This window comes from Streptomyces sp. Rer75, assembly GCF_013414305.1.
In the GTDB taxonomy this organism is placed as follows: domain Bacteria; phylum Actinomycetota; class Actinomycetes; order Streptomycetales; family Streptomycetaceae; genus Streptomyces; species Streptomyces himastatinicus.
The window spans coordinates 6,113,904-6,137,715 of record NZ_CP058693.1 but is presented as its reverse complement, the minus strand read 5'-3'; the positions used below and the strand labels follow the sequence as shown (position 1 = coordinate 6,137,715).

General features: G+C 73.9%; 21 protein-coding genes. 5 read left to right on the top strand and 16 right to left on the bottom strand.

Going from position 1 to position 23,812, the window contains the following annotated elements; all coding sequences use genetic code 11:
• Nucleotides 1-37 precede the first annotated feature (37 nt).
• The 6 genes from HYQ63_RS26540 to rsmI form a co-directional block, all read right to left on the bottom strand.
• Nucleotides 38-964 (bottom strand): 4-(cytidine 5'-diphospho)-2-C-methyl-D-erythritol kinase, encoded by a 927-nt coding sequence (locus HYQ63_RS26540; RefSeq protein ID WP_179936409.1) that lies wholly within the window; start codon nucleotides 962-964, stop codon nucleotides 38-40.
• A 147-nt stretch (nucleotides 965-1,111) separates the two neighbouring features.
• A complete protein-coding gene (gene rsmA / locus HYQ63_RS26535) occupies nucleotides 1,112-1,990 on the bottom strand; it encodes a 16S rRNA (adenine(1518)-N(6)/adenine(1519)-N(6))-dimethyltransferase RsmA (RefSeq protein WP_179936408.1) in 879 nt (292 codons plus the stop codon).
• Nucleotides 1,991-2,023: 33 nt separating this feature from the next.
• Complete coding sequence (locus tag HYQ63_RS26530) at nucleotides 2,024-3,286, bottom strand: ubiquitin-like domain-containing protein (protein ID WP_373689218.1); 1,263 nt, start codon at nucleotides 3,284-3,286, stop codon at nucleotides 2,024-2,026.
• A gap of 12 nt (nucleotides 3,287-3,298) precedes the next feature.
• Complete coding sequence (locus HYQ63_RS26525) at nucleotides 3,299-4,273, bottom strand: TatD family hydrolase (RefSeq protein ID WP_257232142.1); 975 nt, start codon at nucleotides 4,271-4,273, stop codon at nucleotides 3,299-3,301.
• An 86-nt stretch (nucleotides 4,274-4,359) separates the two neighbouring features.
• The gene (locus tag HYQ63_RS26520) at nucleotides 4,360-4,809 is read right to left on the bottom strand and encodes a hypothetical protein (RefSeq protein WP_179936406.1); all 450 of its coding nucleotides are present in this window, start codon (nucleotides 4,807-4,809) and stop codon (nucleotides 4,360-4,362) included.
• Between the two features lie 170 nt (nucleotides 4,810-4,979).
• Entirely contained in the window at nucleotides 4,980-5,858 is an 879-nt protein-coding gene (gene rsmI / locus HYQ63_RS26515) for a 16S rRNA (cytidine(1402)-2'-O)-methyltransferase (protein WP_179936405.1), read from the bottom strand.
• A gap of 105 nt (nucleotides 5,859-5,963) precedes the next feature.
• Between rsmI and HYQ63_RS26510 the strand changes: the two genes are divergently transcribed.
• Together HYQ63_RS26510 and HYQ63_RS26505 are read left to right on the top strand one after the other, a co-directional pair.
• Nucleotides 5,964-7,766 (top strand): dolichyl-phosphate-mannose--protein mannosyltransferase, encoded by a 1,803-nt coding sequence (locus HYQ63_RS26510; RefSeq protein ID WP_179936404.1) that lies wholly within the window; start codon nucleotides 5,964-5,966, stop codon nucleotides 7,764-7,766.
• 133 nt (nucleotides 7,767-7,899) lie between these two features.
• Nucleotides 7,900-9,543: a penicillin-binding transpeptidase domain-containing protein gene (locus tag HYQ63_RS26505; protein ID WP_179936403.1), complete on the top strand. Its 1,644-nt coding sequence runs from the start codon at nucleotides 7,900-7,902 to the stop codon at nucleotides 9,541-9,543.
• A gap of 114 nt (nucleotides 9,544-9,657) precedes the next feature.
• Here HYQ63_RS26505 and HYQ63_RS26500 read toward each other — a convergent pair whose 3' ends face one another.
• Nucleotides 9,658-10,029, bottom strand: a complete 372-nt coding sequence (locus HYQ63_RS26500) for a hypothetical protein (RefSeq protein ID WP_179936402.1) — start codon at nucleotides 10,027-10,029, stop codon at nucleotides 9,658-9,660.
• Between the two features lie 167 nt (nucleotides 10,030-10,196).
• Here HYQ63_RS26500 and HYQ63_RS26495 point away from each other — a divergent pair, with 167 nt between their 5' ends.
• The 3 genes from HYQ63_RS26495 to HYQ63_RS26485 all read left to right on the top strand — a co-directional run bounded on the left by HYQ63_RS26495 (nucleotide 10,197) and on the right by HYQ63_RS26485 (nucleotide 15,032).
• Nucleotides 10,197-13,406, top strand: a complete 3,210-nt coding sequence (locus HYQ63_RS26495; protein WP_179936401.1) for an AfsR/SARP family transcriptional regulator — start codon at nucleotides 10,197-10,199, stop codon at nucleotides 13,404-13,406.
• Nucleotides 13,407-13,641: 235 nt separating this feature from the next.
• Nucleotides 13,642-14,151: a YbaK/EbsC family protein gene (locus tag HYQ63_RS26490; protein WP_257232141.1), complete on the top strand. Its 510-nt coding sequence runs from the start codon at nucleotides 13,642-13,644 to the stop codon at nucleotides 14,149-14,151.
• On the top strand, nucleotides 14,148-15,032 hold the full coding sequence (locus tag HYQ63_RS26485; RefSeq protein WP_179936399.1) for a DMT family transporter: 885 nt from the start codon (nucleotides 14,148-14,150) through the stop codon (nucleotides 15,030-15,032). The genes HYQ63_RS26490 and HYQ63_RS26485 overlap by 4 nt, the downstream gene beginning before the upstream one ends.
• Before the next feature lie 74 nt (nucleotides 15,033-15,106).
• On the opposite strand, the gene HYQ63_RS26480 is transcribed toward HYQ63_RS26485, so the two are convergent.
• The 9 genes from HYQ63_RS26480 to HYQ63_RS26445 form a co-directional block, all read right to left on the bottom strand.
• A complete protein-coding gene (locus tag HYQ63_RS26480) occupies nucleotides 15,107-16,180 on the bottom strand; it encodes an ATP-binding protein (RefSeq protein ID WP_257232140.1) in 1,074 nt (357 codons plus the stop codon).
• 43 nt (nucleotides 16,181-16,223) lie between these two features.
• Nucleotides 16,224-16,538 carry a hypothetical protein gene (locus HYQ63_RS44905; RefSeq protein ID WP_257232138.1) on the bottom strand — a complete coding sequence of 105 codons (315 nt, stop codon included), beginning with the start codon at nucleotides 16,536-16,538 and terminating at the stop codon, nucleotides 16,224-16,226.
• Nucleotides 16,532-16,960, bottom strand: a complete 429-nt coding sequence (locus HYQ63_RS26475; RefSeq protein ID WP_179936397.1) for a hypothetical protein — start codon at nucleotides 16,958-16,960, stop codon at nucleotides 16,532-16,534. The genes HYQ63_RS44905 and HYQ63_RS26475 overlap by 7 nt, the downstream gene beginning before the upstream one ends.
• Nucleotides 16,961-17,121: 161 nt before the next feature.
• On the bottom strand, nucleotides 17,122-18,069 hold the full coding sequence (locus HYQ63_RS26470; RefSeq protein ID WP_179936396.1) for a sigma factor-like helix-turn-helix DNA-binding protein: 948 nt from the start codon (nucleotides 18,067-18,069) through the stop codon (nucleotides 17,122-17,124).
• Complete coding sequence (locus HYQ63_RS26465) at nucleotides 18,066-19,400, bottom strand: hypothetical protein (protein ID WP_179936395.1); 1,335 nt, start codon at nucleotides 19,398-19,400, stop codon at nucleotides 18,066-18,068. Before HYQ63_RS26465 ends, HYQ63_RS26470 begins: the two co-directional genes overlap by 4 nt.
• A gap of 292 nt (nucleotides 19,401-19,692) precedes the next feature.
• Nucleotides 19,693-20,904, bottom strand: coding sequence for a serine hydrolase domain-containing protein (locus HYQ63_RS26460; RefSeq protein ID WP_179940532.1), 1,212 nt, complete (start codon nucleotides 20,902-20,904; stop codon nucleotides 19,693-19,695).
• Between the two features lie 70 nt (nucleotides 20,905-20,974).
• Complete coding sequence (locus tag HYQ63_RS26455; RefSeq protein ID WP_123101444.1) at nucleotides 20,975-21,733, bottom strand: energy-coupling factor ABC transporter ATP-binding protein; 759 nt, start codon at nucleotides 21,731-21,733, stop codon at nucleotides 20,975-20,977.
• The gene (gene cbiQ, locus HYQ63_RS26450) at nucleotides 21,730-22,494 is read right to left on the bottom strand and encodes a cobalt ECF transporter T component CbiQ (protein ID WP_179936394.1); all 765 of its coding nucleotides are present in this window, start codon (nucleotides 22,492-22,494) and stop codon (nucleotides 21,730-21,732) included. The genes HYQ63_RS26455 and cbiQ overlap by 4 nt, the downstream gene beginning before the upstream one ends.
• Nucleotide 22,495: 1 nt before the next feature.
• Entirely contained in the window at nucleotides 22,496-23,665 is a 1,170-nt protein-coding gene (locus HYQ63_RS26445; protein WP_179936393.1) for an energy-coupling factor ABC transporter permease, read from the bottom strand.
• Nucleotides 23,666-23,812 lie beyond the last annotated feature (147 nt).

Below are 23,812 nucleotides of genomic sequence, written 5' to 3'. Positions count from 1 at the left end.
TGTACGCGGATCGATCGACGTCCCAGGGTAGTCGCGGTCAGGGAGTGGTGACCGTCGCCCCGGGCGCCGGGCCCGACGCCGTCCGCACGGTGCGGCAGGTGCCGGACGCCGCGAGCGCCGTGGCCACGTCCTGGGCGGCCTCCGCGTCCTTCGCCAGGAACGCGCAGGTCGGGCCGGAGCCGGACACGAGGGAGGCGAGTGCGCCCCCTTCCGCGCCCGCGCGCAGCGTCTCGGCGAGCGCCGGGCGCAGGGACAGCGCGGCGGGCTGGAGATCGTTGGTCACGGCGGCGGCCAGCGCGGCCGGGTCGCCGGTACGCAGGGCCGTGAGCAGCGCCTCGGACGGCTCCGGGTCGGGGACGTCGTCCACGGTCGCGCCCGCCCCCGTCTCCTCCCGGAGGCGGTCGCACTCCCGGTAGACGGCCGGGGTGGACAGGCCGCCGTCCGCGACCGCGAACACCCAGTGGAACGTCCCGCCCGTCTCCAGCGGCGTCAGCAGCTCCCCCCGGCCACGGCCGAGGGCCGCGCCGCCGACCAGGCTGAACGGGACGTCGCTGCCCAGGTCGGCGCAGAGCGCCAGCAGTTCGGTGCGGCTGGTCTTCGTCCCCCACAGCGCGTCGCACGCCAGCAGGGCCCCTGCCGCGTCCGCGCTGCCGCCCGCCATGCCGCCCGCGACGGGGATGTCCTTGGCGATGTGCAGATGCACGTCCGGCGCGATGCCGTGGCGGGCGGCGAGCGCGACCGCCGCGCGCGCGGCGAGGTTCGTGTGGTCGGTGGGGACGTGCGGTGCGTCGGTGCCCTCGACGGTGATGCGGAGGCTTTCGGCCGGGGTGGCCGTGACCTCGTCGTGGAGCCCTACGGCGAGGAAGACGTTGGCCAGGTCGTGAAAGCCGTCGGGGCGTCGGCCGCCGACCGCGAGCTGAACGTTGACCTTCGCGGGGACGCGGGCGGTCACGGGGCGGGTCACGGGGCTCCTAGGGAAGGGGTTCGGATGTCCGATGCGGCCATTGTCGCGCCTGCGCCGACCCCGCCCACGCCGGGGCACCCCCGGACCCCGATGCGGAGCCGCGGCTTGGGGACGCCTGCGGCGGGCTCCCCCGGAGGCTCGGCGGCGTCAGCGGGTGGGGGCGTGTTCGGCGATGGCGGCGAAGTCTTCCACCGTCAGGGACTCGCCGCGGGCCTGCGGGGAGATGCCCGCCGCCGTCAGGGCGGCTTCGGCGGCGGGGGCCGAGCCCGCCCAGCCGGAGAGGGCGGCGCGGAGGGTCTTGCGGCGCTGGGCGAAGGCGGCGTCGACGACGGCGAAGACCTCGTCGCGGGAGGCGGTCGTCGTGAGGGGTTCGGCGCGGCGGACCAGGGAGACGAGGCCGGAGTCGACGTTCGGGGCGGGCCAGAAGACGTTGCGGCCGATGGCGCCCGCGCGCTTGACGTGCGCGTACCAGGCGGCCTTGACCGAGGGCACGCCGTAGACCTTGGAGCCGGGCGGGGCGGCCAGGCGGTCGGCGACCTCGGACTGCACCATCACCAGGGTGCGCTCGATGGTGGGGAAGCGGGCGAGCATGTGGAGCAGGACGGGGACGGCGACGTTGTAGGGGAGGTTCGCGACCAGGGCGGTCGGGGCGGGCCCCGGGAGGTCGGTGACGTGCAGCGCGTCGGTGTGGACGAGCGCGAAGCGGTCGGCGCGCTCGGGCAGCCGGGCGGCCACGGTGGCCGGGAGGGCGGCGGCCAGGACGTCGTCGATCTCGACCGCGGTGACCCGGTCGGCGGCCTCCAGCAGGGCCAGGGTCAGGGAGCCGAGGCCGGGACCGACCTCGACGACGACGTCGTCGGGCCGCACCTCGGCGGTGCGCACGATGCGGCGCACCGTGTTGGCGTCGATGACGAAGTTCTGGCCGCGCTGCTTGGTGGGGCGTACGCCGAGGCGGGCCGCGAGGTCGCGGATGTCGGCGGGGCCCAGCAGCGCGGTGGGACCGGGGTCGGGGTCGGTTGAGCTCACCGGGGAAGTTTACGGGGGCGGGCGCGGCAGCGTTCACTGGCGCAGCTTCTGGCCGCAGTGCGGCCAGGGGGCGGAGCCGCGCTGGACGTACAGCTTCTTGGCCCGGTACGTCTGCTCGGCGGGGGGCGCGTCCTGGGGGGCGCCGTGGCCGCCGAGGGCCTGCCAGGTCTGGCGGTCGAGCTGGTAGAGCCCGCCGTAGCGGCCGGAGCTGTCGACGGCGCCGGGGCGGCCGCCGGATTCGCAGCGGGCCATGGCCTGCCAGTTGAGCCGGTCGGCGCCGGCGACGGCGGTGGGCGGGGTCATGGTGCCGACGCGGACGATGCGGGCGAGGGGCGCCCGGACGGTCTCGGAGCGCACCTTTCGGGGCCGCTGGCGTACGCCGTTGACGGTGCGCACCCGGTAGATGGTCCGCAGGGTGCCGGGACGTCCTTCCCGGGCGACCAGTTGGGTGCCCTTGAAGAGAGTGGGGTCGGCGCGCTGGATGGTCGGGAAGGGGACCGGCGTCTCGCGGATCTCCCTGCTGCCGGTGATGCGCATGACGGTCACGGTCTGGCCGTCGCGCGGGAAGCTGTCCTGCGGCACGGAGGTGGTGTCGTGGCCGCGCAGGGTGAGCCCGGCGGTGGTGAGCGCTTCGCCGACGGTGGCGGCGTTGGTGCGGATGGTGTGGGCGCGTCCGTCGGCGAGGAAGGTGACGGTGCGCTCGGTGCGGACGTCGAGGTCCAGTCCGCGCCGGGTGATGGCGGCGGAGCGGGAGGCGGACAGGTAGGCGCCGGCGGCGCGTACGCCGAGTTGGCGCAGCGCGCCGTCGACGGTTTCGGCGGTGGTCCACACCCGGCGGCGTTCGCCGTCGACGGTGAGGGTGACGGGGCGGCCGTAGCGGACGGCGATCTCGTCGCCGCTGGTGAGGGGTTGGCCGGGGGCGGGGGCGACGATGTCGTGCGGGCTGACGGCGACGTCCTCGTCGGCGAGCAGTTCGGCCACGTCGTCGGCGTAGGTGTGGAGGGTGCGCGCGTGGCCGTCGACGCTGAGCCGTACCGCCTTGTCCTGGGCGACGAAGGCGGAGGTGCCGCCGGCCAGGGCGGCGACCACGAGTGCCTGGGGCAGCAGCCTCCGCATCGGGTCGGTGCGGGCCGGGGCGCGTCCGCGCCGGGCGGCTCGGCGGGCGGCGGCACGGCCGCCCGGGACGCGGTGGCTGCCCTGCGTACGGCTCACGACGACACTCCACGGGTCCACGGGTCGGGGCGGGACGCCGCGGACTGTAGCGGAGTGTCCGGTGACTCTCCAAAGCCGATTAATTACCCTGCGTTGTCAGCGGTCTTGGGGGCCGTCGGGCGCCGAATAGCCGAAGACGCGCGCGGTGTTGGCCGCCACGGCGGTCGCCAGGGTGTCTTCGGGGACGCCCTTGACGTCGGCCATGGCCCGCAGGGTGAACGGAATCAGGTACGGAGCGTTAGGCCGTCCGCGGTAGGGCGCGGGGGTGAGGAACGGTGCGTCGGTCTCCACGAGGAGGAGGTCGAGGGGGGCGACGGCGAGGGCGTCGCGCAGCGGCTGGGCGTTCTTGAAGGTGACGTTCCCCGCGAAGGACATGTAGTAGCCGTGCTCCGCGCACACCTTGGCCATGGCGGCGTCGCCGGAGTAGCAGTGGAAGACGACGGTGTCGGGGGCGCCCTCCTCGGCGAGCACCCGCAGGACGTCGTCGTGGGCTTCGCGGTCGTGGATGACCAGGGCCTTGCCGTGCCGTTTGGCGATGTCGATGTGGCGGCGGAACGAGCGTTCCTGGGCGGCCATACCGTCGGGGCCGGTGCGGAAGTAGTCGAGGCCGGTTTCGCCGACGCCGCGCACCTGGGGCAGGGCGGCGAGGGTGTCGATCTCGGCGAGGGCCGCGTCGAGGGCCTGGTCGCCGCCGGGTTCCCGGGCGCCCTGCCGGGACCAGCCATCAGGGTCGCCGAGGACGATGCGGGGCGCCTCGTTGGGGTGGAGGGCGACGGTGGCCCAGACGCCGTCGTGGGCGGCCGCGGTCTCGGCCGCCCACCGCGACCCGGCGAGGTCGCATCCCACCTGGACGACGGTCGTCACGCCGACCGAGGCCGCCTTGGCCAGGGCGTCCTCGACGGTTCCCGTCTGCATGTCCAGGTGGGTGTGGGAGTCGGCGACCGGTACCCGCAGGGGGTCCGGGAGCGGGGGCGGAGCGTCCTTTTCCTTTTGCCTGCCGTTTTGTCCGCCGTTGTTCTTACCGCTGCCGGTTCCGCCGCTGCCGCCGTGGGTCGATGCTGATTGCGCCATGAGCGTGATTCTATGAATGCCGGTGAATGTCGGGTGAATCACACCCTTCACATCACGCCCGGCCGCTCAGCTGACCCTGACCCAGCTCATTTGCGATGCGAAAAGGGGTGCAGGAGATTCGACAGGTGCCAGTGGTGTCCACGGCGCCGCGTGGTGCCTTCGGTGTCCGCCCCGCCGTCCGGCCCCGCACCGTCCGGTCCCGCCTTCGGCGCACCGCGCGGCGGGGTCCGCCGGGCGCTCTCCAGGACCGACGAGACCTGGCCCGCCCGCATGATGCGCACCAGATGCGCACCGCAGTTGACGCAGTCGGGGCTCGTCAGCGGGGACGGGACGCGCGTGCCGTCGGTGAAGTAGACGACGAAGGGGTGGCCCTCGCCGTCCACGTGGTGCTCGATGTCGTACGACCGTTCCCAGCCGTGCCCGCACTTCATGCAGGCGAAGGCGTAGGCCTCGTGGGCCACCTCGTCGCCCTCGGGGCCGACGGTGGGCCGGGATATCGGGTGAACGCCGTTCGAGGCTCCCGCTATATCGCTCATGGCAGCTCCTCTTGTCCGCAGGACAAGTCTTCCGGGATTGGTACGTCCCCTCGCTTCTCCTCCAGTGGACGCCTTTCCCGGCGGGATCGCAGCAGCTCTTCCCTCTCTTTGGGGGAGATTTAGCTGTGCACTATCGAAACCGCCCGATCGGCAGGTCTGCCCTTTGCCTTTCAGTGGTGGGCTTTACCTTCGCGTGGCGCGTCCGCCGCCGCGTTCTTTGCCGCCACGACCGCATCGAACACCACCCTTTTGGGTACCCCGGCGGCCTGCGCGACCGCCGCGATGGCCTCCTTGCGGCGCTCCCCGGCCTCCTCGCGCACCGCGACCCGGCGGGCCAGCTCGGCGGGACCGGCCTCGTCGGGGCCCGATGCGGCGGCGCCCTCGACGACGATGGTGATCTCGCCCCGTACGCCCTCGGCGGCCCAGGCCGCCAGCTCCTCCAGCGGGCCGCGCCGGACTTCTTCGTACGTCTTGGTCAGCTCCCGGCACACCGCGGCCCGCCGGTCCGCGCCGAACACCTCCGCCATGGCGGCCAGGGTGGCGGCCAGCCGGTGCGGGGCCTCGAAGTAGACCAGGGTGCGCCGTTCCTCGGCGGCCTCGCGCAGCCGCCCCAGCCGCTCCCCCGCCTTGCGCGGCGGGAAGCCCTCGAAGCAGAAGCGGTCCACCGGCAGCCCGGAGACGGCCAGCGCGGTGAGCACTGCGGACGGGCCGGGCACCGCGGTGACCGCGATGCCGCGCTCGACGGCGGCGGCGACCAGCCGGTAGCCGGGGTCGGAGACCGAGGGCATGCCCGCGTCGGTGACCAGCAGCACCCGGGAGCCCCCCGCCAGCGCCTCGACCAGCTCGGGGGTACGCGCCGCCTCGTTGCCCTCGAAGTAGGACACCACCCGGCCGCCCGGCTGGACGTCCAGCGCCTGGGTGAGCCGGCGCAGCCGCCGGGTGTCCTCGGCGGCGATCACATCGGCCGCCGCCAGCTCGGCGGCCAGCCGCGGCGGCGCGTCCGCGGTGTCGCCGATGGGGGTCCCTGCGAGTACGAGCGTTCCAGTCACCGGGCCATCCTCGCAGCCCGCCGCACCCGCCGCGTCGGCCGCCGTTTCCGCGAGACACCACCTGATCCACGCCACACTCACAGGCCGCTTCCCTACGATGGCCCGGTGAGCAGTGACACCGCGACCCACGCCCAGCCGGGCCGAGCCGCCGGCCAGCACCCGCCGGCCTGGCAGCGTCGGCTGCGCCGTTTCGGATACGCGGGCCACCCCCGGCCCGGTGTACGCGAACGGCTGGTCCCGCCGTACCAGGAGCCGGGCACCCGGCTGTGGGAGACGCTCGGGGCGACCCCCGCGGTGGCGGCCAGAATCGCCCGCTGGAGCGGCTGGGGCGGGCCGCTGCTGGTCGCGCTCGTCGCCGGGCTGACCCGTTTCTGGCGCCTCGGCAGCCCGGACAAGGTCATATTCGACGAGACGTATTACGCCAAGGACGCCTGGTCGGTCTGGCGGTTCGGCTACGAGGGCACCTGGCCCAAGACCGCCAACGACAGGATCCTCGACACGCCGCAGCACATCCCGCTGAGCGACGCCGCGTCCTATGTGGTCCATCCGCCGGTCGGCAAGTGGGTCATCGGGCTGGGCGAGCAGTTCTTCGGGCTGCACCCCTTCGGCTGGCGGTTCATGGTCGCCGTGCTCGGCACCCTGTCGGTACTGATGCTGTGCCGGATCGGGCGGCGGCTCTTCCGTTCGACGTTCCTCGGCTGCCTGGCGGGCGCGCTGATGGCCGTGGACGGTCTGCACTATGTGATGAGCCGCACAGCGCTGCTCGACCTGGTGCTGATGTTCTTCGTGCTGGCCGCCTTCGGCTGTCTGCTCATCGACCGGGACAAGGCCCGGGCCCGGCTCGCGGCGGCACTCCCGGCGGCACCCCCGGCGACGCTTCCGGAGAGCGACGACGGCCCGGCGCGGCCCGACGCGGAGGTCGCCGGGAGCCTGAAGCTGGGCGCGCGGCCGTGGCGGATCGCGGCCGGGGTGCTGCTGGGCCTGGCCATCGGCACCAAGTGGAACGGGCTCTACGTACTGGCGCTCTTCGGCCTCATGACCGTCCTGTGGGACGTCGGCGCGCGCCGCACCGCGGGCGCCCTGCGCCCCTACCGGACGGTGCTGCGGCGCGATCTGCCGTGGGCGTTCCTGTCGACGGTGCCTGTGGCGATCGTCACGTACATCGCCTCCTGGTCGGGCTGGTTCGGCGCGAGCGGCACCTTCAGCCGGACGCGCGGCTGGCAGCACAGCGGCTACTTCCGCCACTGGGCCGAGTCGGACCGGCCGGACGGCGGCGGCTACGGCAGCGGCGGCACCTTCGACTGGCTGCTCAACCCGCTGCGCAGCCTGTGGCACTACGAGACCGAGGTCTACAAGTTCCATGTGGGCCTGGACTCGCCGCACGTCTACCAGTCCAACCCGTGGAGCTGGCTGGTCCAGTCGCGGCCGGTCTCGTACTTCTACGAGTCGCCGCGGGCCGGTCAGGAAGGCTGCCCCGAAGACGCCGCCGAGAAGTGCGCGCGCGAGGTGCTGGCCCTGGGCACCCCGCTGCTGTGGTGGGCGGCCTGCTTCGCGGTGCTCTACCTGCTGTTCCGGTGGGCGCTGCGGCGCGACTGGCGGGCGGGCGCGATCCTGGCCGGGATCGCGGCCGGGTATCTGCCGTGGTTCCTCTACCAGGACCGCACGATCTTCTCCTTCTACGCCGTCGTGTTCGTGCCGTTCCTGTGTCTGGCGGTGGCCATGATGATCGGCGCGCTGCTGGGTCCGCCGGGGGCGACCGATACCCGGCGGGTGGTGGGCGCGGTCGGCGCGGGCGCGCTCGTCCTGCTCATCATCTGGAACTTCATCTACTTCTTCCCGCTGTACACGGGCCAGACGATGCCGATGGACGCCTGGCGGGCCCGCATGTGGCTCGACACCTGGATCTGAATCCGGGCCAGGCGCCCGGAGGAAGCGGTTCCGGAGGGGTCGCGGCGGGTTCACGCGATGCCGGTAGAGTGCCTCGAACCGCGGCCCCCACCGCACCGGTGGGGGGACTCGAAGAACACAGTGGGGGTTCTGCATGCGGAGTGGCGCGAGAGCCGCGATCGTCAGTGCGGTGTTCGCCGCCATGGTCGTCAGTGTTGCCGGCTGCGGCAGCGGCCAGGATGACTCGTCGGGCTCCAATGACGGCGCGAACGCGTCGGGCGACGAGAAGAACGCCGTGAAGAAGGTGAAGACCGGCCCGCCCAGCGCGGCCGAGGTCAAGACCACCGCCCGCTCGTTCCTGGCGGCATGGTCGGCGGGTGAGACGGCGAAGGCCGCCGCCCTGACGGACGACAGCGACGCGGCCGCCGCGGCGCTGAGCGGTTACCGCAAAAAAGCCCATATCGACAAGGTGGAGCTGAATCCGGGGCAGGCCAGCGGCGACAAGGTGCCGTTCGCGGTCAACGCCCGGATCGCGTACAGCGGTGAGAGCGTCCCCTGGACGTATGAATCCTCGCTGGACGTGACCCGCGACACCAAGACGGGCAAGCCGGTCGTCGACTGGCAGCCCTCGGTCGTCCACCCCAAGCTGGGCAAGGGCGACACCCTGGAGACCGGCGAGTCCGAGGCCCCGCCGATCAAGGCGGTCGACCGGGACGGCACGGAGCTGTCCGCCACCGACCACCCGACCCTCAAGGGGGTGCTGTCCGGGCTGCGCGAGCGGTACGGGAAGAAGGCCGGCGGCAAGGCGGGCGTGGAGACCTTCATCGCCCGCGGCAAGGGCTCCAAGTCGCCCGACGAGACGCTGAAGGTGCTCTCCAAGGGCACCCCGGGCACGCTGAAGACGACGATCGACGCGAAGCTTCAGAGCACCGCCGAGCAGCAGGTGAGCAAGAAGAGCAAGGCGTCGGTCGTGGCGGTCAAGCCGAGCACCGGTGAGATCCTCGCGGTGGCCAACTCCCCCGCGAGCGGCTTCAACCCGGCGCTCCAGGGCTCGTACGCACCGGGGTCGACCATGAAGGTCATCACCTCGGCGGCGCTGATCGACAAGGGTCTGGCCGCGTACGGCAAGGCGCATCCGTGCCCGAAGTACTTCTCTTACGGCGGCTGGAAGTTCCAGAACGACAAGAAGTTCGAGATCAAGAACGGCACGTTCGAGCAGAGCTTCGCCCGTTCCTGCAACACCGCCTTCATCAGCCAGGCGGGGAAGCTGAAGGACGACGATCTGACCAAGGAGGCCCGTGACGTCTTCGGCATCGGCCTCAACTGGCAGACCGGCGTGCCCACCTTCGACGGCGCGGTGCCGACGCAGTCCGCGGCCTCCAAGGCCGCCTCGCTGATCGGCCAGGGCGGGGTGCGGATGAACCCGCTCAACATGGCGTCGGTGTCGGCCACGGCATCCACCGGCACCTTCCGCCAGCCGTACCTGGTCTCGCCGTCCCTGGACAACCGGACGCTGGCCAAGGCGAGCAAGACGATGAAGTCGAGCACCAAGGACCAGCTGCGCAAGCTGATGCACCTGACCGCCACCTCCGGCACCGCCGCCGAGGCGATGTCCGGGATGAGCGGTGACTTCGGCGCCAAGACCGGTTCGGCCGAGGTCGACAACCAGGAGAAGCCGAACGGCTGGTTCACCGCCTACAACGGTGACCTCGCCGCTGCCGGTGTGGTCCCCGAGGGCGGCCACGGCGGCGACACGGCGGGCCCGATCGTGGCCGCGCTGCTGCGCGCGGGCGGCTGAGGCCCCGCCCTACCGCTGAGGAGCCGGGCGGGCGCGGTGATTCCGCGCCCGCCCGGCTCTTTCACGTTCAGCCGGTAGCCGGTCAGCCGGTTAGCCGGTCGGCCGGTCGGCCGGTCAGCAGTGCCCCATGCCGGCGTGCCCGTTCTGGAGCGCCAGCTCGGTCACATAGCCGTTGGACGGCCCCGTCTGGTCGAGCTGGACCCAGATGTTGCTGGTCCGGCCGCCCAGGCTGGCGTTACCGCCCTCGGTGTAGCAGAGGGCTCCCCAGTCCTCGCCGAACTGGACATTGCCCCAGACGGCGCCCGTGATGGCGGGCACCGACCGGATGTAGGCGTCGGTCGTCACATGAACCGGGACGTTCGCCGCCTCGGCCTTGGTGCCGATGGAGTCGGCGGGCTGGGCGCTGGCCGCGGTCGCGCTCAGTCCCACCATCGCCACCGCGGCGATACCGAGACCGGCCCCCGTCAGGCGTCCACGTACACGCATGGGTCTGCTCCCTTGATCGTTGTGTTGTCGGGCGCCGCCGGTCGTGCTCCCCGTGGCGGCACGAACGACTCTCCCGCCCGGGTGTGGAAGGGAGGTTGAAGAAACGTTGACCGGTCATTTACCCGGGAGGTTCACCCTGGCTGACAGGGACGTGACAGGGGGTCGAGGTGGAGTTCCGGTTGCTGGGCCCGGTGGAGGCGTCGGCCGAGGGCCGACCCGTCGGACTGGGTCATCCCAAACAGCGCACCGTCGCGGCGGTGCTCCTGTGCGAACTGGGCCGCGCCGTACCGGCGGAGCGGCTGATCGACCGGGTGTGGGGCGAGGACCCACCGGGCTCGGTCCGCAACATCCTCTACGGGTACATCGGGCGGCTGCGCACCGCCCTGGCCGACTGCGGCGTCCCCGGCGTCCGGCTGACGCGCCGCTCCGGCGGCTATCTCCTGGAGGCCGACCCCGAGCGGGTGGACCTGCACCGCTTCCACCGCCTCACGGCCGCCGCCCGCGACCGTGACGACCGCGTAGCCCTGTTACGGCAGGCGCTGGACCTGTGGCGCGGAGACGCCCTCAGCGGGCTCACCGGAGCCTGGGCGGAGGCGACCCGGGCCCGCCTCGCGGACGAACGGCTCGCGGCGCGGCTGGAGTTGTACGACGCCTCGCTGCGCCTAGGCCATCACCGTGAACTGCTGCCGGAGCTGCGCGCCCAGGCGGCGGCGCACCCGCTGGACGAACGGGCGGTACGGCAGCTGATGACGGCGCTGTACCGCGGCGAACGGCAGGCGGAGGCGCTGGAGTTGTACGAGGCCACGCGCCATCGGCTCGCCGACGACCTCGGCGTCGACCCCGGGCCCGAGCTGCGCGGGGTGCACCAGCGCATCCTGAGCGAGGACCCGTCGCTGGCCGTGCCGGAGGAGTGCGGAGCGGCCGCCGTAGCCGAAGCGCCTGGCTCCGAAGCAGCCGTCGCGCCGGGTGATCCCGAAACACCCGCCGACTCCGCGCTGCCGCGGGTGCCCGCCGGACTGCCGCATGTGGTGGGCGGGTTCCGCGGGCGGGCCGAGGAAATCGCCCGGCTGGATGCCCTGCTGCCGCCCGAGGCCACCGGCGCCTCCCACGGAGCCGCCGCGGAGGCGGCCGAGGACCCGGCCGGGGCCGTGGCCATCGCGGCGGTCTGCGGCACGGCCGGGGTCGGCAAGACCGCCCTCGCCGTGCACTGGGGGCACCGGGTCCGGCACCGCTTCCCCGACGGCCAGCTCTATGTGGATCTGCGCGGCTTCGACCACGACAGCGAGCCGCTGCGCCCCGCGGAGGCCATCGGGCAGTTGCTGCACGGGCTGGGGGTGGCCCGGGAGCGGATTCCGGCCGACCGGGACGAGCAGGTGCATCTGTACCGCTCGTTGCTGGCCGGGCGGCGCATGCTGGTCGTGCTGGACAACGCCGCCTCGGTGGAACAGGTGCGTCCGCTGCTGCCCGGCGCCCCCGCCTGCCAGGTGCTGGTGACCAGCCGTCAGCGGCTGAGCGGCCTGGTCGCCCGCGACGGGGCCCAGCCGCTCGTCCTGGGTTCGCTCACCCCCGAGGCCGCGCGCGCGGTGCTGGCGGCCGCCGTGGGCGAAGACCGGGTGGCGGCCGAACCGGAGGCCACCGACCGGCTCGTCCGGCTGTGCGGGGCGCTGCCGCTGGCATTACGGGTCGCCGCGGCGCAGCTGGTCTGCGACCCCGGGCGCCCGGTCGCCGATCTGGCCGCCGAACTGGGCGACGGCGACCGGCTGGCGGCGCTGGAGCTCGACGGCGACCCGGCGTCCGCCGTCCGGCGCGCCTTCACGCTCTCGTACCGCGCCCTCGCCCCCGGGCCGCTCCGGCTCTTCCGGCTGCTGGGGGTGGCCCCGGGGCCGGAGATCACCGTGCCCGCCGCGGCCGCCCTGCTGAACACCGGCGAGCGGACGGCCGCCGGGCTGCTGCGGGCGCTGGATGCCGCGCATCTGGTCGAGTCGCCGCGTCCGGGCCGCTACCGGCCTCACGACCTGCTGCGCGAGTACGCCGCCGAGCGGGCCCTCGCCGAGTGCGGCGCCGCCGAGCGCGCCGCGGCCCTGGAGCGGCTGCTCGCCTGGTACTTGCGGCAGGCCGACGCGGCCACCGCGTACGGCTACACCCCGCAGGTCCGGCTGGAGCGGGACCGCGCCGGGGGCGGCGCGTTCTCCGGGCGGGACGAGGCGCTGGCGTGGCTGGAGGACGAGCGCGCCAATCTGGTCGCCGCCGTCGTCCGCGCCGCCGAGGCCGGTCCGTACCGCACCGCCTGGCAGCTCGCCGACGAGCTGCGCACGTACTTCTACCAGCGGCGCCATCTGTCCGCCTGGGAGGACGCGGCGCAGGCCGGGCTGCGCGCGGCGCGGCAGGGCGGCGATCCGCTGGGCGAGGCGGCCATGCTGCACAGCCTGGGGACCCTGTACCGGCACACCGGCGAGGTCGAGGCGTCGCTGGGCTACCACCGGTCGGCGCTGGAGGGGTACCGCCGGGCGGGGTTCGCGGAGGGCGAGGCCGCGATGCTGTGCAATCTCGGCGCACTGTACGACGACATGGGGGACATGCGGCGCGCGGCCGAGTGGCAGGACCGGGGCATCCGGATGTTCCGTACGCTCGACCGCCCCGGGCTGCTCGGCCCCGCGCTCTCCAACAGCTCCGCCGTCGACGTCCAGCTCGGCGAGCTGCGGCGCGCGGTGGACCGGGCGACCGAGGCCATCGGGATCTACGGGCGCCAGGAGACCTCGTCCGGCACGGTCACCGCGATGATCAACCGCGGTCAGGCGCACCGGCTGCTCGGCGACCCGGACCGGGCGTTGGCGGACGGTCGCGCCGCGGCGCGGCTGTGCCGGGAGCTGAGCCAGCGCCACAACGAGGCCAGCGCGCACGACCTGCTGGCCCAGGTGCACGGCGACGCGGGACGGCCCGACGCCGCCTTCGCGCACGCCGAGCGGGCCCTGGAGATCGCGGTCGAGACCAGCACCCCCAAGGACGAGGCCGACGCGCTCACCACGCTCGGCGAGCTGCACCGCGCGGACGGGAGGTCCGACCGCGCCGAGGCCCGGCTGACCGAGGCCCTGGACGCCGCCGCCTCCCGGGGGCTGCGGCGCCAGGAGGCCGAGGCGCACGTGGGACTGGCCCGGCTCCGGGACGGCTCGCGTGCGTACGAGGCGGCCGCCGGTCACGCGGAACGGGCCCTGGCCATCGCCCGCGGCCAAGGGCTGCGGCTGGTGGAGTGCCGGGCCCACCACGCGCTGGCCACCGTGTGCCGCGCGCTGGGCGCCCCGGAGCGGGCCGGGCGGCATGCCTCCCGCGCCCGGCGCATCCTGGCCGAGACCGGCTACCGCCCGGCGCGGTTCGGCTGAGGACACGGCTCGGCGGAGGGCGCGGCGTCGGCCGAGAGCGCGGCCGGTCGTGCTGTCCACGTGGTCCGGCGAAGGAGGCCAGGGCCGTGCCGACGCCGTGCCATGTTCATGACGTTCATGGTCCGATCGTCGGCGATCTGACGGGCCGTGGTCCTGAACGCCGGTGTGCGTTTCCGCATTTCGGCGCCCCGAAATGTCCTCGCGCGGCCCCGCGTCCGCCGATAGCGTCAGCGCCATGGCCTCCGACACCTCTGACACCGCCGCCTCCGGCACCGCCGCCCACCCCCGCTTCGCCGAGGCCCTGCGCGGCCTCGGCCTGGACGTGGAGATCCGCCGCTTCCCCGATGCCACCCGCACCGCCGTCGAGGCGGCCGAGGCGGTCGGCTGCGAGCTGAGCCAGATCGTCAAGTCCCTCGTCTTCGAGGCGGACGGGCAGCCGGTGGTGGTGCTGGTGGACGGCGCGTCACGGGTCGATGTCGAGCTGGTGCGCCACGAGCTGGGCGCCGACGCGGTGCGGCGGGCGAGCGCCGCGCTCGTCCGGGAGACGACGGGCTACGCCATCGGCGGCGTCCCGCCCTTCGGGCACCGCACCCGCACCCGGGTCCTGGCCGACCGCCGACTGCTGGACCACGGAGTCGTCTGGGCGGCGGCGGGCACCCCGCACACCGTCTTCGCGCTCGACCCCAAGACGCTGATCGCGCATGCCGAGGGGACCGTGGCCGACGTGCGCGACACCGCCGCGTGACCCCGCTCGTCGCGGCTGCGGTCCTCCTCGCGGCCATCACCCACGCAAGCTGGAACGCGATCGCCCACCACATCCGCGACCAGCTGCTCTCCTTCACCCTGGTGAGCGGCGGCGGGGCGCTGTGCGGGGTGGTGCTGGCCGTCTTCAGCCCGCTGCCCGCGGCGGGCGCCTGGCCGTATCTGATCGCCTCCGCGGCCATCCACCTCGTGTACTACGTCCTTCTCATGCGCTCCTTCCACCTGGGCGACTTCGGCCAGATGTATCCGATCGCCCGCGGCACCGCGCCGCTGGTGGTGACCGTGCTCGCCGCGGTCTTCGCCGCCGAGACCCCGGACGGCCGCCAGGCGGCGGGCATCGCGGTGGCCTCGGCGGGGCTGCTGGGCGTGGCGCTGTGGGGCGCACGGGGCGCCCGTACGGCGGGGGACGGTGCGCCTACGGCGGGGAACGGCGGCCCGCACGGGCTCGCCCTGGCCGCCGCCGTGGCCACCGGGCTGTCCATCGCCGCGTACACCGTGGTGGACGGCCTCGGCGTGCGCGCCTCCGGCACCCCGCTCGGGTACATCGCCTGGCTGATGATCCTGGAGGGGTTCGCCATCCCCGCCTACGCCCTCGCCACCCGCCGCCGCGCCCTGGCCGCCCAGCTCCGCCCGGTCGCCCTGCGCGGTCTGCTCGGCGGGTTCCTCTCGGTCTGTGCGTACGGCCTCGTCCTGTGGGCGCAGACCCGCGCCGCCCTCGCCCCGGTCGCCGCCCTCCGGGAGTCCTCCATCATCGTGGGCGCGGCCATCGGCACCGTCTTCTTCAAGGAGCGCTTCGGCGCCCCGCGCCTCGCCGCGGCGGGCCTGATGGTGGCGGGCATCGGCCTGATGTGGCACCCGGGCTGAGTGCCAACGGGCTCTAGTCACTGCCCGCCCGGGAGGCGCGCAGTCGCCGGGTTCGGCCGCTGCCCCTCCGCGGGTCAGTCCGGCCGGGCAGCCGGGGCCTGAGCCGGTACCGGGAGGGGGGCCGTACGGCGGGGGCGGGTCGCCTTGATGCGGTGCACCGCCGCGAGCAGATCGGTCTGGGACACCCGGGGCCGCCCGGTGCGCAGCACCTCCGCGGCCGCGTCGATCACCGCGCGGCAGATGTCGCGCCCGGTGACGTCGTCGACCTCCGCCAGCTGCTCCGGGGAGACATCGCCGTCCAGCGGCAGGGCCTCGGGCAGATGGCGGCGCCAGATCTCGGCGCGGGCCGCCCGGTCCGGGCTGGGGAAGCGCACGTGCCAGACGCGGCTGTCGAACGCGGTGTCGTAACTGGTCACCAGGTTGGTGGCGAGCACGACCAGCCCCTCGTGGCCGTCGAGCGCGGTCAGCATCTCGCTGCGCATCGCGTTCACCGCGTGCTCCGAACCGTGGCTGGTGGTCTCGAAGCGGGCGGACATCAGCGCGTCCGCCTCGTCCAGGAAGAGCACCGCGCCCTGCTCGCGGGCGGCGTGGAAGAGCGCGCCGAGGTTCTTCGGGCCCTCCCCGTGGAACTTGCTCTCCAACTGCGAGGCGCGGGCCGCGATCACGGGGCGGCCCAGCCGGTCCGCGATCGCGTGGGCGGCCAGGGTCTTGCCGGTGCCGGGTGCGCCCTCCAGGTTGACCGCCGAGCTGGGGTGCGGCTGGATGCTCCGCAGCCCCCAGTCGTCGTACAGGACCCGCCGCTGTTCCACGGTGTGCACCGCGCGCAGCAGCTGGTCCAGGGTGCGGGCGGGCAGGACGAGGCGGTCGAAGCTGTGCAGCGGGGCGGTGGCGGTGAAGCGCGCGGCCCGCTCGGCCTCGGACGGTTCGTCCGCCTCGCGCCGCGGCCCCGCCTCGTCGGTGCGCGGGGGCGCGGTGGGGGCGCCGGGCGGCTGGTTGGTGATGGTGACGGTGAGCGGCTGGGGTCCGTGGTGGCCGCTGAACGCCTTTGCGGCGGCGATCAGGCGGGTGCGCAGCAGGCCCGCCTCCACGTCGTCCGCGCCGTGCGGGATGCCGGTGACGGCGAAGGCGGTGGCTCCCTCGTTCTTCACTGGGGTCCTCTCTCCCCTGTGCCCGGGGGCGGGTGGCGGGCGGTCAGCCCCAGACGGCGACCTGGTGGTGGGCATGGGCGTTGCGTACGCGTTCGTCAGCCTGTTTTCCCTCGATGCGGCGGCTGTCGACGAACTGTTCTCGCGAGGTGTCGAACAGCCCTTGGACGTAGGCGACATTGCCGTCGCGGATGGACTCGGAGACGGTGACGCAGCGCAGATCGGGGTCGGTCTGGAGCCGCTCGCTGCGGGCCCGGAACCAGTCGGCGAGATATTCGATGGTCACGACGACCACGTAGACCACCGCGACCGCCCCGAGCCCGCCGAGCGCGACGAGGACCATGGCCAGCAGGCTCAGCACGAGGGAACCGCCTTCCCGAAGATGATGAGGTCCTTGTCGCCGAAGGCCGCGGCCAGTTCCTCGTCCAGCTGCCGGGTGCGGCAGACCCAGACCGGCGCGGGCGTCCCGGTGCCGCGCACGGGGGCGTTGTCCCCGTCGAGGAAGAAGGTCTGGACGAGGTATTCGCGGCCCCGGCGCCGCCGCAGCACGGCCCCGGCCTCCGCCTCCGGCACCCGGGGGCGGTTGCGGACCAGGAAAGCGACCACGTCGGCGTAGCCGAGGACGGGGCGCAGCGGTGCGCGCTTGGCGGCGAGGCCGTCCCGGGCCTCCCCGACCTGGTCGCCCCATTCGATGAGGGTGTCTATCTGCCGGAGCATCAGGTCGACGGTGTCGAGCAGGGGGTTGGCGACGGGCTTGTCGTCGGGGACGAGGGGCTCTGCCATGGGTTTCCTCCCGTGGGCGGGCCGACGCGGTGCCGGACCCGGCACCTCAGATGCTCCTCGCCCCGCGTGTCGCTGCGCGTCCCACGGCACGGCGGGAATTCCGGGGCGCCGCTGTCGTCACCGGGTACGACAGATACCGACACGCGGCGGACGTACGGGGCTTACGCTCCGGTGCCCCGGCGCGGCGGATGGGCCCCGAGCGCGGTGAGGCGGCGCAGCAGCTGGTCGGGTTTGGTGTGCCGGGAGCAGACGTACATCGCGAACATCATGCGGATGTCGGCGGGTTTGGAGCTGATGCCACAGGCGGTCATGGCCCGCTCGATCTGGGTGCGGACGGTGGAGACCTTCACATCGAGCTGGGCCGCGGTCTCCTCGTACGAATAGCCGTCCGCGTACCACTCCAGCGCCCGCACCTGGCCCTCGCTCAGCCCCGCGGCCCAGTTGGAGAACACCACGGGCTGGTGGGCGGGCGGCTGCTCGGCCGACGAGGCCATGTAGAGCGTGTCCAGCAGGGTCAGCTGGCCGAGTCCGGTGCGGGCGCACTGCATCCGGAACAGCTCCAGGTCCTCCCGGTAGCGCTTGTCCGCGACCCCCAGCTCCTCCAGGATCCAGGCCACCCGGCCGCCGCGGGCGGTGCGCGCCAGCAGCTCGGCGAGATAGGACGGGATGGTGAGCCCGCATTCGCGCACGGCCGTGTCCAGGGCGGACGCCAGATGCGGTTTGAGCCAGTGCGGATGGTGCCGGGCGTCCCACACGGCGTTCGCCAGGACGGCCGCGCCGACCGTCTTGCCGAAGACCGCCCGCGCCCCGCACACCCAGGGGGCGACGCGCTGGCGCCACTGCTCGGCGGCGGTGCACACCACCACGTCCGACCGGCGCACCAGATCGGCGAACTGCTCGGCGGTGCCGACGCCCATCAGGTCGGCCACGCACACGTCGTACTCGGCGCCGCTGATGTCGAGCCCCTCCACCGAGTCGACCTCGCAGACCACGGTCAGCCGCGGATCCGCGTCCAGCGAGGCCACCAGGCCGCGCCGGGTCATCTCGTGGTCCTCGACCACCGCCACCTGTAACGGCTGCCTGGTGCCGCGCTCGCTCTCGTCCGTCATGCCGATGCCTCCTCCTGCCCGCTCCGGGCCCGCCCGCTCTGTGCCCGCCCGCCGCGCCTCCGTACGCCGCGTACGCGCCCCTCCCGCGCTCCCGGTGGGCGCTCGGCCGCCGTCGGTGCGGGGGCGATCGGCAGGGTCAGCGTCACCTGAGTGAGGCCGGGCACCGAGCGCACCCGCAGCGCCCCGCCGTGCTCCGCCAGCAGCCGCTGGTGGACGGCCAGGGAGCGCATCGCGGCGACGCCGCCCGCCAGCGCCTCGGGCGGGAACCCGGCGCCCTCGTCGGTGACCACCAGCTCCACCACCTCCACGGGCTCGCCCTGCACACCCGGCTCGGTGACGATGTCCACGTGCAGCAGCGCCTCGTGCACCCCGGCGCTGCGCGGCACGTTGATCAGCAGCGCCCGCAGCGCGGTCTCCAGCAGCTCCACCTCGTGCGGACGGACCCGGGGCGCCGCGCCGACCACACGCTCGGTGACGATCGGCTCCACCGTGAGGGCGTCGTTGGCCGCCAGCGCGACCTGCCGGTGGACCATGGCTATCAGCGGCACCGAGGCGCTGAACCGGCCGGTGCTGATGAAGGTGCGCAGCCGCTCCAGGGCGACCATCGCGGACTTCCGCAGCGAGGCGAGCTGATCGGGGTCCGACGCGTCGGCCCGCTGGAAGGCGCCCAGGGTGTGGCCGATGTGGTTGTGCAGTTCGATGGCGAGCAGCCGGCGCTGCTGCACCTCGTGCAGCTGGAGGCTCATATCGCCCAGGTCGGCCGCGAGTTGCAGCAGATACAGGGCGCCGCGCCGGATCAGATAGGCCAGCGCCCCGTAGCCGGTGAGCCCGATCAGCACATCGGAGTGGGTCAGCGCCTCCGGAACGCCCAGGGCGATCACCGCGGCGTACGAGGCGGCGACGGCGCCGGTGCCCACGACGAGGACGCGCAGCCGCTGGCCGAGCGCCGAGCCGACGCTCGCGCCGGAGATCTGCTCGGTGGTGAGCACCAGCAGCGGGGCCATGTCCTGCGCCCGGTCGGGGCCCATGACCACGACGCAGGCCCACAGGGAGGCGACGGCGGAGCACAGCTCGACACCGGCCGCGAGGCCGTCGTACACGACCGGCCGGGTGGCATCCCGGTCGTCGGCGTCGCGGTCCTCGGCGTCGCGCGCCGCCACCCGCCGGTGGTTGCGGACGATGTGCAGGGTGAACCACAGCGATTCGGCCACCACCGCCACCAGCAGCACCAGTCCGACCGTGCGGTGGGCGACGCGGCCCGCGATACCGGGCACGGTCACCGCGAACTGGATGCCGTGCATCAGCCGGAAGATCAGCAGGATGCGCAGCATCTGCCATTCCATGTCCCGCCGCGCGAGCCGGTGCCGCCCCGCCGGTGGCTCCCCCGTCCGCGCGCGTGCCCCCCGTAACCCCCGTGTCTGCGCCACGCGTTCCCCCGTGTTCCCCCGGGAGAGCCGCCCCCTACGACTCTCACCACCGGAAGGATCCCCAGTGTGGGCAGGGCCGGAACGGCACGATAGGGACCCTTGGCCCCGCCGACCCGGCGTGTGCGTGTGCGAGAGAGCGCACAGAGGCAGAGAAGGGCGCGCGAATAGAGCGTGCGCTACGGGCCGTCGGCAGCCCCTACGCCTCCTGGGCCGCCAGGGCCTTCCGTACGGCGCGCACCAGGGCCTGCGCCCGCGGGTCCGCCGTGACGCCGCGCTGCATGCCGTTGGTGACGTACGCGAAGCCGATCCGCGCCTCGGGGTCGGCGAAGGCGAGCGAGCCGCCCCGCCCCGGGTGGCCGAAGGAGCCCGGGCCCAGCAGCGGGCAGGCCGGGCCGTGCAGCATGTAGCCGAGCCCGAAGCGGGTCCCGACCACCAGCACCCGGTCCGGCCCGGCGGACTCCTCCGTACGGGCCAGGGTCAGCGTCGCCGGGGCGAAGAGGCGGCCGCCCGCGCGGGCCGTGCGCGCCGACGGCAGCGGGCCGACCAGCGCCGCGTAGAAGCGGGCCAGCGCGTCGGCGGTGGCGACCCCGCCGGAGGCGGGCAGCCCGGCGGCGAGATAGGCGGGGTCGTTCTCGTCGGGCACCGGGCTGATCGCGCCGAACGCGCGCCGGGTCAGCGACTCCGGGTCGGCGTACGCCTCGGCCACCGACCGCTTGGGCCGCAGCCGCAGCCCCTGCGCTGCGGGCGACACGGCCGGTGCCTCCACCGGCTCGATCCGGCCGACGCGGTCCAGCTGCTCCTCGGGCAGCCCGAGCCACAGGTCCAGGGCGAGCGGCCAGGCGATCTCCTCCGCGATCCAGCGGCCGATGGTGCGCCCGGTGACCCGCTTCACCAGCTCGCTCAGCAGCCAGCTGTAGGTCTGCGCGTGGTAGCCGTGGGCCGTGCCGGGTTCCCAGTCCGGGCGCTGGGCGGCGACGGCCCGCGGCCCGGATATGCCGTCGATGGCCTCGGCCGGGGTCAGCGGGGTGTCCAGGGCGGGCACCCCGGCGCGGTGGGCGAGCAGGTGCCGCACCAGCACCCGTTCCTTGCCGTTCTCCTTGAACTCGGGCCAGTACGTGCCGACCCGGCCGTCCAGGTCGAGCTGGCCGCGCTGGTGGAGCAGCAGCGGTACGGCGGAGGCGACGCCCTTGGTGACGGAGCGGACGACCTGCGCGGTGTCCTGGGCCCACGGCGCGCCGTCCCCGTCCCCGGCGGGGTCCTTCGTACCGCCCCACAGGTCGACGGCCTTCTCGCCGTCCCGGTAGAGGACCATGGCCGCGCCGCGCTCACCGCGCTTCGCGAAGTTCTCCGCGAAGGCGTCCCGGACCGGTTCGAATCCGTCGGCCACCGTGCCCTGGACGTCCACCACTGATCCGACTCCCACCCTGCCGATCCGACCGTGCTGCCGTCCTTATGGTGCAACGCGCCCGGCCGGGACCTCAGACCGGGGCCGTCACCGAGCGGGGGTCGAAGCCGAAGGGAAGCTCCAGCCGGTGCTCCCGCATCAGCTCCTGGTCGCACAACAAGTCCTGCGTACCCCCATCGGCCGCGATCACTCCCCCGCTGAGCACCACGGATCGCGGGCACAGCTCCAGCGCGTACGGCAGGTCGTGGGTGACCATCAGCACGGTGACGTCCAGGGAGCGCAGGATGTCGGCCAGTTCGCGGCGCGAGGCCGGGTCGAGGTTGGAGGAGGGCTCGTCCAGGACGAGGATCTCCGGCTCCATGGCCAGCACGGTCGCGACCGCCACCCGCCGCCGCTGCCCGAAGGACAGGTGGTGCGGCGGCCGGTCCGCGAACTCCGCCATCCCCACGCGGTCCAGGGCCCGGTGGACCCGCTCCGCCAGTTCCGCGCCGCGCATCCCGGCCGCGGCCGGGCCGAACGCCACGTCCTCGCGGACGGTCGGCATGAACAGTTGGTCGTCCGGGTCCTGGAAGACGATGCCCACCCGGCGGCGGATCTCGGCCAGGTTCGGCTTGGCGACGGGGAGCCCGGCGACCGTGACCGACCCGGCGCCCGCCTCCAGGATGCCGTTCAGATGCAGCACGAGGGTGGTCTTGCCCGCCCCGTTGGGGCCGAGCAGCGCCACCCGCTCACCGCGGGCCACGGTCAGCTCGACGCCGAAGAGCGCCTGGTGGCCGTCGGGGTAGGCGTAGGCGAGGCCGGACACCTGGAGGGACGGCGGGGCGGAGGTCATGTGAGCATCCATCCGGTCAGGCAGACCGCCAGCGCGGTCAGCGGGAGTGCGGCGGCGTACGTCCACTGTGCACGGGACGCGGTCGCCTCGTCGATCACCGGCATCGTGCCCGTGTAGCCGCGGCTCAGCATCGCCAGATGGACCCGTTCGCCCCGCTCGTACGACCGGATGAACAGCGCTCCGGCCGACTTCGCGAGCACGCCCCACTGCCGCACGCCGCGCGCCTCGAACCCGCGCGAACGACGGGCGATCCGCATCCGGCGCATCTCGTCGGTGATGACGTCCCCGTAGCGGATCATGAACGACGCGATCTGCACCAGCAGCGGCGGCATCCGCAGCCGCTGGAGCCCCAGCAGCAGGGCGCGCAGCTCGGTCGTCGACGCCAGGATGACGGACGCCGCGACCCCGAGCGTGCCCTTGGCCAGGATGTTCCACGCGCCCCACAGCCCGGACCGGCTGAGCGACAGCCCGAGCACCTCCACCCGCGCGCCCTCCGCGACGAACGGCATCAGCACGGCGAAGGCCACGAACGGGATCTCGATCAGCAGGCGCTTCAGCAGGAACCCGGCCGGGATGCGGGCCGTCGCCGCCACCGCGGCCAGCAGCACGGCGTACAGGCCGAACGCCCACAGCGCCTCGCGGGGCGTCGCGACGACGACGAGCACGAAGCAGAAGACGGCGGCGATCTTGCAGTGCGGGGGGAGGGTGTGAACCGGTGAACCGCCCGCCCGGTAGAGCGTGTGCGCGTGTCCCGCGCCCATGTCAGCCCGCCTCGGCGTCGGCGTCGGCCCGGCGCCGCCGTACGACGACGAAGACCCCGGTGCCCACGGCGAGCGTCGCGCCGACCCCGATCACCCCGGCGAGGCCGCCGGAGAGCCGGGCGTTGGAGATGTCCTTGACGCCGTAGTCGGCGAGCGGGGAGTCCTTGGCGGCGTGGTCCTCGGTCTTCTTGTCGATGCCCTTGTCGGCGGCGACCTTCTCCAGTCCGTCGGGGCTTGCGGAGGCGTAGAAGCTGACGACGCCCGCGCACAGCAGCGCGGCCCCGAGCCCCACCGCCCACACCCGGCGCGCGGAGCGCCGCGGTGCGCCGGGGGCGGGGGCCGGGGTGGCATCCGCCGCGTCCTTGGCGGCGGGCGCCGCCGTGACCGTACGGGCGGTGGCGGGCGCAGCAGACCCGGCGGGCGCGGCGGGCGCGGCGGAGCCACCGGGCGCGGCGGAGCCGTCGGACGACGCCGGGGCCGGGGTGCGCACCGGGGCACCGGTACGGAGTTCCAGGCGGCGCGCGGCCACGTCCCGCGCGCCGTGGACGAGATCTGGCCGTACGGCCATCACGGCGCCGACCGTCAGGGCCGTGATCGCCGCCTCGCCGATGCCGATCAGCACATGCACGCCGACCATCGCGGTGAAGACCTTGCCGATGGCGACGTCCGCCGTCCCGCCCAGCGCGTAGAGCCCGGTGAAGGCCATGGCGGCGGCCGGGACGGAGACCAGGGCGGCGACGAAGGACGCGACGGTGACCGTGCGGCGCCGGTTCGGGGCGAGCTTCAGGATGGCGCGGAAGACCCCGTAGGCCACGACCGTCGTGACGACCGCCATGTCCGTGATGTTGACACCGAGCGCGGTCAGGCCGCCGTCCGCGAAGAGCACGCCCTGCATGAGCAGCACCACGGAGACGCACAGCACGCCCGTATAGGGGCCGACGAGGATCGCCGCCAGCGCCCCGCCGAGCAAGTGCCCACTGGTACCGGCGGCCACGGGGAAGTTCAGCATCTGGACGGCGAAGATGAACGCCGCGACCAGCCCGGCGAGCGGCGCGGCCTGCTCGTCGAGTTCGCGCCGCGCACCGCGCAGGCAGACCGCGACCGCGGCGGCGGCGACGGCACCGGTCGCCACCGACACCGGGGCGTCGATGAATCCATCGGGGACATGCATGCGGGGCTCCGCTCCTGAGCTGCGGGTATCCGCTCGATGGTGACCTAACTGCACATCGTTCGCAAGAGCGCCTCCCCCGCGAAAGCCCCGGCGGCGGCCCTCCCGCAGGGGAAGGGCCGCCGCCGGGGCGTGGGTTGGCCGATGTCG